11 protein-coding genes are annotated in these 13,197 nt (G+C 59.0%); 6 read left to right on the top strand and 5 right to left on the bottom strand.

Going from position 1 to position 13,197, the window contains the following annotated elements:
• Positions 1-57: 57 nt before the first annotated feature.
• Complete coding sequence (locus BM110_RS04430) at positions 58-771, bottom strand: SIMPL domain-containing protein (RefSeq protein ID WP_071491113.1); 714 nt, start codon at positions 769-771, stop codon at positions 58-60.
• A gap of 205 nt (positions 772-976) precedes the next feature.
• On the opposite strand from BM110_RS04430, the gene BM110_RS04425 reads away from it, so the two are divergent.
• Both BM110_RS04425 and BM110_RS04420 read left to right on the top strand, forming a co-directional pair.
• The gene (locus BM110_RS04425; protein WP_058423028.1) at positions 977-2,239 is read left to right on the top strand and encodes an ATP-binding protein; all 1,263 of its coding nucleotides are present in this window, start codon (positions 977-979) and stop codon (positions 2,237-2,239) included.
• Positions 2,232-2,792 carry a response regulator transcription factor gene (locus BM110_RS04420; RefSeq protein ID WP_003171731.1) on the top strand — a complete coding sequence of 187 codons (561 nt, stop codon included), beginning with the start codon at positions 2,232-2,234 and terminating at the stop codon, positions 2,790-2,792. Before BM110_RS04425 ends, BM110_RS04420 begins: the two co-directional genes overlap by 8 nt.
• Before the next feature lie 59 nt (positions 2,793-2,851).
• Here BM110_RS04420 and BM110_RS04415 read toward each other — a convergent pair whose 3' ends face one another.
• Positions 2,852-5,647, bottom strand: coding sequence for a dermonecrotic toxin domain-containing protein (locus BM110_RS04415; RefSeq protein WP_139217559.1), 2,796 nt, complete (start codon positions 5,645-5,647; stop codon positions 2,852-2,854).
• 64 nt (positions 5,648-5,711) lie between these two features.
• Here BM110_RS04415 and BM110_RS04405 point away from each other — a divergent pair, with 64 nt between their 5' ends.
• Positions 5,712-7,436 carry an ABC transporter ATP-binding protein/permease gene (locus BM110_RS04405; RefSeq protein ID WP_093512501.1) on the top strand — a complete coding sequence of 575 codons (1,725 nt, stop codon included), beginning with the start codon at positions 5,712-5,714 and terminating at the stop codon, positions 7,434-7,436.
• A gap of 479 nt (positions 7,437-7,915) precedes the next feature.
• On the opposite strand, the gene BM110_RS04400 is transcribed toward BM110_RS04405, so the two are convergent.
• Entirely contained in the window at positions 7,916-8,353 is a 438-nt protein-coding gene (locus BM110_RS04400) for a Z-ring associated ZapG family protein (protein WP_003171734.1), read from the bottom strand.
• Between the two features lie 147 nt (positions 8,354-8,500).
• Between BM110_RS04400 and BM110_RS04395 the strand changes: the two genes are divergently transcribed.
• The 3 genes from BM110_RS04395 (at position 8,501) to zapE (ending at position 11,684) form a co-directional block, all read left to right on the top strand.
• On the top strand, positions 8,501-9,130 hold the full coding sequence (locus BM110_RS04395; RefSeq protein ID WP_092240704.1) for an alpha/beta hydrolase: 630 nt from the start codon (positions 8,501-8,503) through the stop codon (positions 9,128-9,130).
• Positions 9,131-9,154: 24 nt separating this feature from the next.
• Positions 9,155-10,510: a tryptophan--tRNA ligase gene (locus tag BM110_RS04390; protein WP_093512498.1), complete on the top strand. Its 1,356-nt coding sequence runs from the start codon at positions 9,155-9,157 to the stop codon at positions 10,508-10,510.
• A gap of 79 nt (positions 10,511-10,589) precedes the next feature.
• Entirely contained in the window at positions 10,590-11,684 is a 1,095-nt protein-coding gene (gene zapE, locus BM110_RS04385) for a cell division protein ZapE (protein ID WP_071491119.1), read from the top strand.
• Positions 11,685-11,746: 62 nt separating this feature from the next.
• Here zapE and BM110_RS04380 read toward each other — a convergent pair whose 3' ends face one another.
• Positions 11,747-12,007 carry a hypothetical protein gene (locus BM110_RS04380; RefSeq protein ID WP_092240710.1) on the bottom strand — a complete coding sequence of 87 codons (261 nt, stop codon included), beginning with the start codon at positions 12,005-12,007 and terminating at the stop codon, positions 11,747-11,749.
• Positions 12,008-12,257: 250 nt separating this feature from the next.
• A complete protein-coding gene (locus BM110_RS04375) occupies positions 12,258-13,178 on the bottom strand; it encodes a GlxA family transcriptional regulator (protein ID WP_170856032.1) in 921 nt (306 codons plus the stop codon).
• Between the last annotated feature and the right edge of the window lie 19 nt (positions 13,179-13,197).

Below are 13,197 nucleotides of genomic sequence, written 5' to 3'. Positions count from 1 at the left end.
GCCCAAACGAAAACGGCGCCACCGAGGGTAACGCCGTTCAGGTCTATCAGGTAGGGGTCACGGCATCTGCACTTCAATCACGCCATCGGCGCTCATGTTGACTTGGCTGGTGCCGGCTTCCACTTCAGGTGTGGGGGCTGAATCAGCCATCGCGGCTTTCATCATCATCCCGCCACGGGCGTAAGGCATCGGGTAGCCATTGGTGTTGAAGTTCAGGTTGACGATCTTGTAGCCCTTGCCGCCCAGCGCATCGGTGGCCAGTTGAGCGCGAGCCTTGAATGCGGCGACTGCATCTTTGAGCAGCGCATCTTCGCTGGACTTGCGCGTGGTGTCGGCGATGGAGAACTCCATGTTTTCCATTTTCAGGGTGCTCTGCAGTTCACCAGTGAGCTTGGACAGCGCCGGGAAGTCCGCACTTTCCAGGCGCAGCTCGGCGCGCTCGCGCCAGCCAGTGATCTTCTGGTTCTTGTTGTCGTAGATCGGGTAGCTGTTGCGGCTGCCCTGGCGCAGGGTTACGCCTTTGACTTCGCGGGCCTGGCCCAGGGCCTTGTTCATGGTGGTGGTGATTTCGGCGGCGAGCTTGGCCGGGTCGCTGTTCTGGGACTCGGTGTACAGCGTGACGATCATCTTGTCGCGGGCCACTTCCTGGCTGACCTCGGCGCGCAGGGAAATCTGGTTGTAGTTCAATCCTTCGGCGGCCACGGCCGGAAGGCTGGCCAGGGTGGCCACGCCGAGGGTGATAACAGCTGCACTGCGAGTGAAACGAGACATGAAAGCTCCTTGAGGTGATCGTGTTCGGTATGACTGTAGACGGTGGCACCGGGTTCTTCGGGTTTACACATTACCTACATGTTGTAGCGATGCCGACGAACGGGCATTTGCCCGGCCTGCGGCAAAGAGCCACACGCGCCGTGCCGGTGGGTCTGCTTCGTTTATACTCCTGCCGATCCGCCTGCAGCGCTCACCGGGAGAGCTCATGCTCGCCGCCGTAAAACTGACTTCCGCCACCCGCCAGAACCTCTGGCGCCTGACGTTCATCCGCACGCTGGTGCTGGCCGCACAGGCCGGCTCCGTCGGGCTCGCCTATTGGTTCGACCTGCTGCCTCTGCCGTGGCTGCAACTGGGCGTGACCCTGGGTTTCTCCATCGTACTGTGCGTGTTCACCGCCATCCGGTTGCGCACCACCTGGCCGGTGACCGAGTTGGAGTACGCCCTGCAATTGGCTTGCGACCTGTTTATCCACAGTGTGTTGCTGTATTTCTCCGGCGGTTCCACCAATCCATTCGTGTCTTATTACCTGGTGCCCTTGACCATTGCCGCCGTGACCTTGCCGTGGCGGTATTCGGTAGTGCTGTCGGGCATCGCCCTGACCCTCTACACCCTGTTACTGGCGCGCTTCTACCCGCTGCAAACCTTTCCCATCGCCCGGGAAAACCTGCAGATCTACGGGATGTGGCTGAGTTTTGCGCTGTCCGCCGCCGTCATCACCTTCTTCGCCGCACGCATGGCCGAAGAACTGCGCCGCCAGGAAGAGCTGCGCGCCATTCGCCGTGAAGAAGGCCTGCGCGATCAGCAACTGCTGGCTGTCGCCACCCAGGCCGCCGGCGCTGCCCATGAATTGGGTACACCGTTGGCCACCATGAGCGTGCTGCTCAACGAAATGACCCAGGACCACCACGATCCTGCGTTGCAGGAAGACCTCGGCGTGCTGCGCGAACAGGTCAAGCAATGCAAGCAGACCTTGCAGCAACTGGTACGCGCCGCCGAGGCCAATCGCCGCCTGGCGGTGGAGATGCAGGACGTGACCCAGTGGCTCGATGAAGCCCTGAACCGTTGGCACCTGATGCGCCCCGAAGCCAGTTACCGTTTTCATCTATTAGGGCAGGGCACGGTGCCGCGCATGGCGCCACCACCGGATCTGACCCAGGCGCTGCTCAACCTGTTGAACAACGCCGCCGACGCCTGCCCTGAAGGCCTGGGTGTGCAGCTGGACTGGGATGCCGAAGACGTGACCATCAGCATTCGCGACCACGGCGCAGGTGTGCCGCTGGCCATTGCCGAGCAGATCGGCAAGCCCTTCTTTACCACCAAGGGCAAAGGCTTCGGCCTTGGCCTGTTTTTGAGCAAGGCCAGCGTGACCCGCGCGGGCGGCTCAGTGAAGCTCTATAGTCATGAGGAAGGTGGCACGCTCACCGAGCTGCGCCTGCCCCGTGTCGCACGAGGAGATATCGATGAGTGACGAGATCCAAGTCGAAGGCGAAGAACTGCCGCACCTGTTGCTGGTAGATGACGACGCCACCTTTACCCGCGTGATGGCGCGCGCCATGAGCCGCCGCGGTTTCCGCGTCAGCACCGCTGGCTCCGCCGAAGAGGGCCTGACCATCGCCCAGGCCGACCTGCCGGACTACGCCGCGCTCGACCTGAAGATGGACGGCGATTCCGGCCTGGTGCTGCTGCCCAAGCTGCTGGAACTCGACCCGGAAATGCGCGTGGTGATCCTCACCGGTTACTCCAGCATTGCCACCGCCGTCGAGGCGATCAAGCGCGGTGCCTGCAACTACCTGTGCAAGCCGGCGGACGCCGACGATGTGCTGGCCGCCTTGCTCTCCGAACACGCCGACCTCGACACCCTGGTGCCGGAAAACCCGATGTCGGTGGACCGCCTGCAATGGGAGCACATCCAGCGCGTGCTGACCGAGCACGAAGGCAATATCTCCGCCACCGCTCGCGCCCTGGGCATGCACCGCCGTACCTTGCAGCGCAAGTTGCAGAAGCGTCCGGTACGGCGTTGAGCAATGCTGGATCAAAAAAGCCCGGACGTTCCGGGCTTTTTCTTCGCCAGAGTGGTTACTCAGTAGGGAAAGGCAACACGGCCGTCGAACAGGTTATAGCGCTGATCCGGCAACTTGGCCGGGGCTTTGAAGGATACATACAAAATACCGTCTTTTACCTTGGCAGCGCTCACTTGGAGTGAGGCTTGCGGTTCGATCGCAACGTGGTCGGGGAGGATGCTGCTGGAGAGGTTCTTTTTGGCAATCGACTCATCGAAGATATAAATTACCGGTTGGCGGTTTTTTACGGGCAGCGTGTCTTTTGCCCAGGTTGCCCAGCCCTTGGCGTTGAAGGCCTGGGTTGACGCCGATTGGATGCCGCTGTCCCTGAATACTCTCCCAACACCGTTTTTGAGTTTGTCAGCGCCCTCTGATGTAACAAAGGCGTAGCGATAGGCCTTGCCGCTGTATTCGGCTTGTTCATCCAGGTCGGACAGGAATTCGCTCACATTCGGTGGGTACTTGTTTGGATCGACCTCCGTGCGAAGGATTTCATTGATTTCGCCCGAACCGGCTTCGGTGTACTCATTCAGGCTCTCGTAATCTTCAGCCCTGGACGTCTGCGTCAAGCGGGTCAACTCGTCCAGCACCCGCTCGCGCTCTGCGCTACTCAGTGCATTTTCGTCTTTGTCTATCCGGCTGATGTCTTGCGCAAGTTGAGCTTTGGCAGAGGAGTTACTGGCATTCCATGGGAAATTTATACCTGCGCCTTTGTCCAGTTGTACCCAAATGCCCTCCTTGTCGAGATGCACAGTCATGATCGATTGCCTGGAGGTGGGGTCAATAATTTCGGCGTACTGATCGGTTAGTTTAAAATTGCTTTTGAGTTCATATACCCGTTCTATCTCCGAATGATCGGTGTGTCGAATGAACCACCGGTCCAGGCCGTCGGCGTCACGGAGGTGATAGATGTTGTTGGCGTTCTTCGTTGCGTGCTCTATAAGCCTTTCGCCGTCTTCGACGGCATGGGCACTGATGTTGTTAGATTCAGAGGGGCGCAGGCGATTGGCGGCTTCGGTGGGTGCCGGCGTTGTCACGTCTTCGGTTGGAGGGCTGTTGGGTGCTTCGATAGCCTCGTCTGCCACCGCCGATTCAATCGACGCCGTCCCTCTGTCGAGCTTGGATGCGCTGCCGGCGATACCGGGCACTGCATTGAGCACGCCAAACACGATCCGGTCGGTCCCGCGGGATTTGCCGTGGGCCAGATCATCGATACCGACGCCCACCTCTGTAATGCCGGCCCCTGTGTAGATCGCATCCAGCGCCAGGCCTACCTCCGGCATGACAAACGCCAACGGGGTCAGCAGCAACGCTGTGGCAGTAGCGGCCTCTGCCAGTTTCAGTGCGGCGTCCTTGATTACATCACCATCGGTAGTGATGTCGTGATCGGCGTCGGCATAGGCGCGCTCTTTTTGACGCTGGGTCATGGCCTTGAATGGGTCGCCGTTCAGGGGCTCCAGAGTAATATAGCGCTGAGGGTCCCAATCACTGAGTGAGGTAAAGCCCAGCGCATTGGGTTTCTGTGCTTCGGTCCAGCCCCCCAGTCCCACGAGGGACTGCTTCACGCCGTCAGAAAAAAACTTGTCGTCCTGGTCGTTCTTGGTGAAGTGGTTAAGCAACGCCGTCCGCTTGATCGGGTCAGCCGCCTGGTCGGCCAGCCAGGTTTTCATGGCTTCGGGGTTATCAAACCTGTGCAGGGGTGATGAGTTGCCCGGAATATGCAGCAGGGTGGTTTTAATCGGTTTGCCGTGGCTGTCCAGGCGGGTCTTTTTGTCGATGATGTACAGCAGGTCGGTAGATACGTCGCCATTGATCGACAGTAGACCAACGTCGACGTCGGGGTCCTTGGCATACGGGGCTTCCAGGTTCTTGACACTGGTTTCAGACCAAGGCTTTCCAGGTTGAAGGCCCGATGCACGTAGGACCAGGCGGGTTTCTTCATTGCTCAGGCTGCCGTCCTTTTGTTGTGCAAGGGCAGCTTGAACGAGGGCTATCTTGGTGAGTAGCTCGTAGGGTTTTTCATGGGTTGCCCAGAACGTGTCCAAGTAGGATTTGTAAGGCGTAATCAGCTCGGTTTCCCATACCAGATCCCGAAATTGTTGTGGCGTAAGCGAGACCTTTGACGACAGATTCGGTACTGAGTCCTTTGAGGTGCCTGTGCCTCGAACGACGTACTCGTATGTCGGGCTCATGAAATCGTGGGCCATCTGAATGACTGACACGAGAGGAAAGGAATGAAAAATATTCAACAGTCTTGAGGCTGTCGGGTGCGTCCGCGCCAGTCCGGTAGGCGATTCATCGTCATTGTTTTTCCTGCGTACGTTGGTCAGTGCGGCCTCGGTCAGGCTAATTTGGTTGAGTATCTTGCCATCCGACGGTGCCGGTTTGGTCGTGTCGTAGTTGGTCGTTACGATATAGGTATGGTCGGGGTTCAGCTGCAGCTTGAATTTTTTGCGCAACGCTTGCGCAATTATTTGTGAGGTTTCCTGTGCCGGCGTCAGGATGGTTTGGCTGGCATTTTTTATAAGGCGTTCAACGCTTTGGCTACTGTGGGACGCGTCGACCGTTTCATAGACTTCCGTGATCCGTCCAGGCGAGGCGGGCAGTTGTCTGGAGTCATCTATGGTTTGCTCCTGGACGGTAGGTATGGTCTGTGGGGGCAGGCGTACAAATTGTATCGGCGCGGGAAGGGTCATATAGGATTTTTCTCTCTGAGCGTGTTCCAAAGTGCCGAGAGTAAGTGGGACGGTTTCGAGTACTGGTTGCCAGCCGATGTAAGTCAAATAAATACTGAACGCTGACTGAATGAGCGACATCGAATTGCCCGCTGCGCTAAAGCCTACCTTATGATCCACTCACACTACTGCGCCGAGCGAAACAATGAATCAAAACGCTGAGTATTCCGCGGTCAACGACGCGGTGCGTGGGCAATTTCTACGGCGGGTGTGGGGGTTGATTACGCCCTACTGGCGCAGTGAAGAGAAGGGCATCGCCTGGCTGCTGCTGTTGGTGGTGCTGGGGCTTTCGCTGTTCAGCGTCGCTGTATCGGTGTGGTTCAACAGTTGGAACCGCGATTTCTACAACGCGCTGGAGCACAAGGACTACGACGCTTTTACCCACCTGCTGATGTACTTCAGCGTGATTGCGGTGGTGGCGATTGTAACCGGCGTGTTCACGTCCTATCTGCAACAGATGCTCACCATCCGCTGGCGCCGCTGGCTGACGGAACGCTACTTTGCCCAATGGCTGGGCCACAAGAACTACTACCACCTGGAATACGGCGGTTACACCGATAACCCCGACCAGCGTATTTCCGAAGACCTCAATGCATTTACCGCCAGCACCCTGACCCTGGGGCTGGGCTTTATCAGCAACCTGGTGAGCCTGGTGTCGTTCTCGGTGATCCTGTGGGGGGTGTCCGGCAGCATCGAAGTGTGGGGCATCACGATTCCCGGCTATATGTTCTGGGCCGCGCTGGTGTATGCGGTGATCGGCAGTTGGCTGACGCATGTGATTGGTCGAAAACTGATCGGCTTGAGCAACCGTCAACAACGCTTTGAGGCGGACCTGCGCTTCAGCCTGGTGCGGGTGCGGGAGAACGCGGAAAGCATCGCGCTGTTCAACGGTGAGCCTAACGAACACCATCAATTGAGCGCGCGTTTCGGACGGGTATGGAGCAACTTCTGGAGCATCATGCAGCTCAAGAAGCGTCTGAGTTTCTTCACCAGCGGTTACTCGCAGATCGCCATCATCTTTCCTTTTGTGGTGGCGGCGCCGCGTTACTTCGCCGGCAAGATCGAACTGGGCGTGCTGATGCAGGTGGCTCAGGCGTTCGGCAGCGTGCAGGGCAGCCTCAGTTGGTTTGTCGACGCCTATACATTGCTGGCCAGTTGGCGCGCCACCTGTGATCGTCTGCTGAGTTTCGGCCAGGCCATGCAAGACAACGAAACGCGCACCATGGGTATTGGCCTGCAGCATCAGGGCGCAGGTTTGCAGGTCAAGGACCTGAGTCTGGACCTGGCCGACGGCCGTCACCTGCTGCAAGGCGCCGACCTGACCGTTGCCGAGGGCGAGCGCCTGATGCTCAGCGGTCGTTCCGGCAGCGGCAAGTCGACGTTGCTGCGGGCCATGGGCAACCTGTGGCCCAACGGTCACGGCAATATCCGCCTGCCGGCCGAGCGCTATCTGTTCCTGCCGCAGAAACCCTACTTGCCGATTGGCACGTTGAAGGCGGTGTTGAGTTATCCACAGGACGACAGCGTCTACCCGGCAGAACGTTATGCACAGGCCCTGGAAACCTGTCGCCTGCCCCATCTGATCGGCCGACTGGAGGAAGCCAACCACTGGCAACGCATGCTCTCGCCGGGCGAACAGCAACGCCTGGCCTTTGCCCGCGCGTTGCTGTTCGCGCCGCAATGGCTGTACATGGACGAAGCGACGTCGGCCATGGACGAAGAGGATGAGGCGACCTTGTATCAGGCGTTGATCGATGAGTTGCCGGGGCTGAGCATCGTCAGCGTCGGCCATCGCAGCAGCCTCAAGCGCTTCCATGGACGGCATGTGCGGATCGAGGGAGGGCAGTTGCAGGAACAAGTCCCAGTATGATGTGAGGCCGGGTCAGAAAAGGAACCGTTTTGGGGAGGACACTCACTCAAGGGGTGGGGGGATCCCCTATTTTTCCTACTGATCCAGAGGTTTTTTATGAATTCGGTGAATGCTTTTTCAACCACCCAGCCTTCCTATTACGCGGCTACCGCCCAGAGTGCCACACCTTCAGCCGCTCCCCAGCCTGAGCCTACCCGTGCAATGGCCACCGAAGAGAAAAACAGCGGGTGCATGAGCGGTTGTACCGGGCCGGTTGCGGCCAGTGTCGTGAATTCACTGGCTCGACTGGCAACGTCGGTGATTCATCTGATGAACAAGCAGGACGGCTGCAATCACAGGTCCAGCCACGAGGCGTTGACCAGGCTGTGATTTAAGCCCCGTTTTCAGCGGCCGGCAACGATTCCAGTCGAGCAGGTAGGCCCCAAAAAAAGCCCGGCTGATCATTGATCAGCCGGGCTTTTTTTGTACTTGAAGACGACTTACTTCTTCAAACCGTAATGCTCATCCAGCATGCCAGGGGCGTTCGGCGTTTTTGGCGCATAGTCCCGTGGCGGCTCCTGGTTTTCCCGCGGTGGGGTCAGGCGTTCCCGTGGGGTCTGCGGCGCATCGGAATGCAACGCGGCCAGCAGGCGCTGGCGGGTGATGTCGTCGAGGGCGAGGCGGTTGGCGCCATCGGCGAGATGATCCTGTACTTCCTGGTAGCTCTGGGTGAGCTTCTTGACCAGGGTCGCGGTGCTGTTGAAGTGGGTAACAACCTCGTTCTGATAACTGTCAAAACGTTCCTGGATATCATCCAGCTGACGCTGCGTGCGGTTAGGCGCGGCATTCGGCAGCAAGCGAGCAACCAGGAAACCAATGGCGACACCGGCAACCAGGGCAAGAGTCGGCAACAACCAAACTAAGAGCGAGTGTTCCACGAGTCCTTCCTCTATAAACGGCTTTGCTTTACGTTAACGGCTCAAACCTGCGCTGTATACCGCGATTAAGCTCGCAATGATGCCAAGCACAGACTTTTAGCTAGACGAGTCGACCCTTTGAGAGGTCACGGAGTTCATTCCTTGCTCATGCGTGAAACCCCCGTTTTGATCGATGGCCCGGTAGGCCAATTGGAAGCCCTGTACCTGGATCACCCCGAGCCACGTGGCCTGGCGCTGATCTGTCACCCTAACCCGGTGCAGGGCGGGACCATGCTCAATAAAGTTGTATCGACCTTGCAACGCACCGCCCGCGATGCCGGTTTGATCACCTTGCGTTTCAATTACCGTGGCGTCGGCGCGAGTGCCGGCACCCACGACATGAGTACCGGTGAAGTGGACGATGCTGAAGCGGCTGCTACCTGGTTGCGGGAAAAACACCCCGACCTGCCGATCACCTTGCTCGGGTTTTCCTTCGGAGGCTACGTGGCCGCCAGCCTGGGTGGCCGCCTGGAGGCCAAGGGCGAAAAACTCTCGCACCTGTTCATGGTTGCCGCCGCGGTGATGCGCCTGCGTGACAGCGACCAGCTGCCCCAGGCCTGCCCACTGACCCTTATCCAGCCGGAAACCGACGAAGTGGTCGACCCGCAGACCGTCTACGACTGGTCCGCCGCCTTGAATCGCCCCCATGAGCTGCTGAAAGTGGCAGAATGCGGACACTTTTTTCACGGCAAGCTCACCGATCTGAAGGATCTGGTGCTGCCGCGCCTCTCGAATTGATAGCAGTCTGATAAGCGATTACCCATGACGACTCGTACCCGTATCCTCACCGGCATCACCACCACCGGCACGCCGCACCTGGGCAACTACGCCGGTGCGATCCGCCCGGCGATCCTCGCCAGCCAGGACGCCAATGCCGACTCCTTCTACTTCCTGGCCGACTACCACGCCCTGATCAAGTGCGATGACCCGCAGCGCATCCAGCGCTCGCGCATGGAAATCGCCGCGACCTGGCTGGCCGGTGGCCTGGATGTGAACCGGGTGACGTTCTATCGCCAGTCGGACATCCCGGAAATCCCCGAGCTGACCTGGCTGCTGACCTGCGTGGCCGCCAAGGGCCTGCTCAACCGCGCCCACGCGTACAAGGCCTCGGTGGACAAGAACGTGGAAGCCGGCGAAGACCCGGATGCGGGCATCAGCATGGGCCTGTACAGCTACCCGGTGCTGATGGCGGCGGACATCCTGATGTTCAACGCGCACAAGGTGCCGGTCGGTCGCGACCAGATCCAGCACGTGGAAATGGCCCGTGATATCGGCCAGCGCTTCAACCACCTGTTCGGCAACGGTAAAGAATTCTTCACCATGCCCGAGGCGTTGATCGAAGAAAGCGTCGCCACCTTGCCGGGCCTGGACGGCCGCAAGATGTCGAAAAGCTACGACAACACCATCCCATTGTTCACCAGCGCCCAGGGCATGAAGGACGCCATCTCGCGGATCGTCACCGACTCCCGCGCACCGGGCGAAGCCAAGGACCCGGACAATTCGCACCTGTTCACCCTGTACCAGGCGTTTGCGACCAAGGCGCAGGAAGAAGAATTCCGTGCCGAACTGTTGCAAGGCCTGGGTTGGGGCGAGGCGAAGAACCGTCTGTTCCACCTGCTGGACGGCCAGTTGGGTGAAGCCCGCGAGCGTTACCATCAACTGATGTCGCGCCCTTCTGACATGGAAGACCTGCTGCTGATCGGCGCCAAGAAGGCCCGTGCCGTGGCGGCGCCGTTCCTGGCTGAACTGCGTGAAGCGGTGGGCCTGCGTTCGTTTGTCAACCAGGCTGCGGCACCGGTCGCCGCCAAGAAGAAAGCTGCGAAAGCCGCGCGCTTCGTGAGCTTCCGTGAAGACGACGGCAGTTTCCGCTTCCGCCTGCTGGCCGCCGACGGCGAGCAACTGCTGTTGTCGCGCAACTTTGCCGATGGCAAGGCGGCGGGCGCAGTGACCAAGCAACTGCAAAGCGGCGACGCGCTGGACCTGCGTACCGAGGCCCTGGGCTTCAGCGTGTGGTTGGACGGCGTGACGGTGGCGGACAGTGCTGAGTTCGCCGACGAAGCGTCCCGCGATGCGGCCATCGCCGCTCTGCGCGTCGCGTTGACCCCCCTCGAGGATTAACCCGACCAAGGGTTGATTGCCATTATCCAGGGCCGTCGTTACAGTGACGGCCCGTTTTTGTTGCCTTGCTAACGAAATTATGACGCCCCTAGAACGATATCAAGCTGATCTGAAACGCCCTGAATTCTTCCATGACGCGGCCCAGGAAACGGCGGTGCGTCATCTGCAGCGCCTGTACGATGACCTGCTCGCGGCCTCGCAAAGCAAGCCAGGGATGTTCAGCAAGCTGTTTGGCAAGAAAGACCACACGCCGGTCAAGGGCCTGTACTTCTGGGGTGGCGTGGGCCGGGGCAAGACCTACCTGGTGGACACCTTTTTCGAAGCGCTGCCGTTCAAGGAAAAGGTCCGGACGCACTTTCACCGCTTCATGAAGCGCGTGCACGAAGAGATGAAGACCCTGCCGGGCGAGAAAAACCCGCTGACCATCATCGCCAAGCGTTTCTCCGAAGAAGCGCGGGTGATCTGCTTCGATGAGTTCTTCGTCTCCGACATCACCGACGCCATGATCCTCGGCACCCTGATGGAGGAGCTGTTCAAGAACGGCGTGACCCTGGTCGCCACCTCGAACATCGTGCCCGACGGTTTGTACAAGGACGGCCTGCAACGCGCACGCTTCCTGCCGGCCATTGCGTTGATCAAGCAGCATACCGAGATCGTCAACGTCGACAGCGGCGTCGACTACCGTCTGCGTCACCTGGAGCAAGCGGAGCTGTTCCACTTCCCGCTCAATGAGGCGGCCCACGAAAGCCTGAAAAAGAGCTTCCGTGCCCTTACGCCGGAATGCACCCAGGCGGTGGAAAACGACAAGCTGGTGATCGAGAACCGCGAAATCATCGCGCTGCGCACCTGCGACGACGTGGCCTGGTTCGAGTTCCGCCAACTGTGCGACGGCCCGCGCAGCCAGAACGACTACATCGAACTGGGCAAGATCTTCCACGCGGTGATCCTGAGCGGCGTGGAGCAGATGAGCGTTACCACCGACGACATCGCGCGACGTTTCATCAACATGGTCGACGAGTTCTACGACCGTAACGTGAAGCTGATCATCTCGGCGGAAGTTGAGTTGAAGGACCTGTACACCGGCGGTCGCCTAAACTTCGAATTTCAGCGCACCCTGAGCCGCTTGCTGGAAATGCAGTCCCATGAGTTCCTGTCGCGTGGGCACAAGCCGTAACTTGACGTAACGCCTATAAAAGGTCCGCAGCGATTGCGGTCCTTTTATAGTTTGGGCGCTGGTTAATAAGTGATCTGGTCTGTGCTGGGTGGTGCCGGTTCTATGAGGAGCATTTCGCCCTTTTTTAACTCGTAGAGCGCGCCGTCCGGACCCTTGAATATTACTTTTAACTCCAGCTCCGGATATTTCTCCTCCTTGTTCTTTTTCTCATCCATTTGTGGATTCAACTGATCGGTCAGATTTTCGTTGAATTGACTTGCGTCTAACTTATTTGGTTGTACAGCTGGGTTGAACGATTGAGCGTTGCTGCCTATGGATGACATGATTGAGTCTCCGTCCTGATTTCAAGTAAGTCGGTTTGGAAAAAGCCCTTTGTGCATTCGGACCGTAGCTCGGCAGAAATCAACGGCTTCGACCTCGTTTAAAATGGCAGGCGCCCAAGGCGCAACCTAGCGACTTCATCTTATTCGTCAGTAGGAATTGGGTGAGGGGCTTGTAGGCGGGCATAGGGTTCTCAATTCGACCCTGCACCATTGCGGTGTACAGGGTCGTTTGCTTCGTCAAGCGGCGAACCTACGCCGCTTGCTGAAACTGCTGGCGATACTGGTTCGGCGACAACTCCGTGTGCTGCCTGAACAGCCGTGCAAAGAAACTCGCATCGTCGTAACCCACCTCATAACTGATGGTCTTGATGCTCTTGCGGCTGCCCGAGAGCAGGCCCTTTGCCGTCTCGATACGCAGCCGTTGCAGGTAGTGCAGCGGCTTGTCGCCGGTGGCGGTCTGGAAGCGGCGCATGAAGTTGCGGATGCTCATGCCGTGTTCCCGGGCCACGTCTTCGAAGCGGAATTTGTCGGCGAAGTGTTCTTCGAGCCAGTGCTGGATCTGCAGGATGATCACGTCCTGATGCAGCTTCTGTCCGCCAAACCCGATACGTCCTGGCGAATAGCTGCGCTGCACTTCGTAGAGGATATCGCGGGCCACGGCCTGGGCGATGTTGGCGCCACAGAAGCGTTCGATCAGGTAGATGTAGAGGTCGCATGCCGAGGTGGTGCCGCCGGCGCAATACAGGTTGTCGGCGTCAGTGAGGTGCTTGTCCTGGTTGAGCTGGACCTTGGGGAAACGTTCGCCGAACGCATTGAAGAAACGCCAGTAGGTGGTCGCTTCCTTGCCATCGAGCAGGCCGGCTTCGGCCAGCCAGAATACCCCGGTGGCTTCGCCGCACAACACAGCACCGCGTGCATGCTGTTCGCGCAGCCACGGCAGCACTTGCGGGTAGCGGGCGCACAAGGTGTCGAAGTCATCCCAGAAGGCCGGCAGCACGATGATGTCGGCGTCTTCGAGGCCGCCGTCCACCGGCATGATCACATCACTGAAACTGCACACCGATTGCCCATCGGGGCTGACCAGGCGTGTTTCAAACCCTGGCGTCAGGCCCAGGCCTTGTTGCTTGCCGTAACGCAGGCTGGCGAGGTGGAAGAAATCCTTGGCTTGCATGAGGGTGGAAGCGAATACC

Source organism: Pseudomonas sp. NFPP28 (genome assembly GCF_900115535.1).
GTDB classification, from domain to species: domain Bacteria; phylum Pseudomonadota; class Gammaproteobacteria; order Pseudomonadales; family Pseudomonadaceae; genus Aquipseudomonas; species Aquipseudomonas extremorientalis.
Note: the sequence above shows the minus strand (reverse complement) of the source record. Positions and strands in the feature narration are given on the sequence as shown.